This window comes from Lysinibacillus sp. NPDC056959 (assembly GCF_042674095.1).
In the GTDB taxonomy this organism is placed as follows: domain Bacteria; phylum Bacillota; class Bacilli; order Bacillales_A; family Planococcaceae; genus Lysinibacillus; species Lysinibacillus zambalensis.
This window is the reverse complement of sequence record NZ_JBHURE010000061.1, coordinates 1-1,334: the sequence shown is the minus strand read 5'-3', so window position 1 is coordinate 1,334 and position 1,334 is coordinate 1. Positions and strand designations below refer to the sequence as shown.

Sequence of the window (1,334 nt, the reverse complement as noted above, 5' to 3'; positions counted from 1 at the left end):
ACCGGTCCGAGGAACACGAATCTTATACAAGGCTAGGTATGATTGGATGAGTTTGCATATCAAAACAAAGTCCTTTCTGTCGAAGATCATATCAAGTAAATAAGGCGGATAGATGGTGTGAAAGTGCATACGCTTACCCGGGGAGGTCTGATGGAAACGTGAAGTACCCTTCACAACCTACTTGGTGACAAGTAACTGAACCATTAGAAGTCAGCAGAGGTCATAGTACGATTGGGTCTAGAACTAATCGGAAGGGCTGAACAACTAAGAGAGAATAGCCCTTGGCATTCCACCTTGAATGAATAAACACAGAAAACAGAAAAACCTCACGCTTAGAAAGTAATGGTGAAGTCCATGAGGGTATTTGCGGAGGGTGTAGTTCAGGTGGGCATAAGAAGACAAGCTATTCACGGAAAGGAACGAAATGGTGATGTTGAATCAAATTCTAGCACGTCCGAATATGATACAAGCATTAAAGCGAGTGGAAGCGAATAAAGGAAGCCATGGAGTAGACATGATGCCCGTACAAACCTTACGAAAGCACATCCTCGAAAATTGGGAATCCATTAAAGCGCAAATTCTAGCGGGAACCTATGAACCGCAACCAGTACTTCGTGTCGAAATCCCGAAACCAGAAGGCGGTGTGCGTCTATTAGGAATCCCAACCGTGACAGACCGTTTGATTCAACAAGCCATATCGCAGATATTGTCAAAGGAATATGATCAAACTTTCTCGGATAACAGTTATGGATTCCGACCAAATCGGAGTGCTCATGACGCAGTCCAAAAAGCGAAAGGTTATATGAAGAAAGGATATCGTTGGGTTGTGGATATGGATTTAGAGAAATTCTTTGATAAGGTCAACCATGACCGATTAATGGCAACATTAGCAAAAAGAATTCATGATAAATCATTATTAAAACTTATCCGTAAATATCTCCAAGCTGGTGTCATGATAAATGGAGCTACTTCGAGTACAGACGAAGGAACACCGCAAGGTGGACCATTAAGTCCACTTCTTTCAAATATCGTGTTAGATGAGCTTGATAAGGAATTAGAGAAACGTGGTCATAAATTCGTTCGCTACGCAGACGACTGCAATATCTATGTAAAAAGTAAACGTGCGGGAGAGCGTACAATAACAAGCGTACAGCGATTCATCGAAGGAACATTACGTTTGAAAGTGAATGAGTCCAAATCAGCCGTAGACCGACCATGGAATCGAAAATTCCTGGGTTTCAGTTTTTCACACCATAAAGAACCAAAAGTTCGAGTGGCGAAAACAAGCCTTGAACGAATGAAGAAGAAAATACGAGAAATTACCTCTAGAAAGA

General features: G+C 41.8%; 1 protein-coding gene. It reads left to right on the top strand.

What is annotated here, in order from left to right:
- Positions 1–427: 427 nt before the first annotated feature.
- On the top strand, positions 428–1,334 hold a 907-nt coding region (gene ltrA / locus ACFTQ7_RS24860; RefSeq protein WP_386831989.1), incomplete at its 3' end, for a group II intron reverse transcriptase/maturase.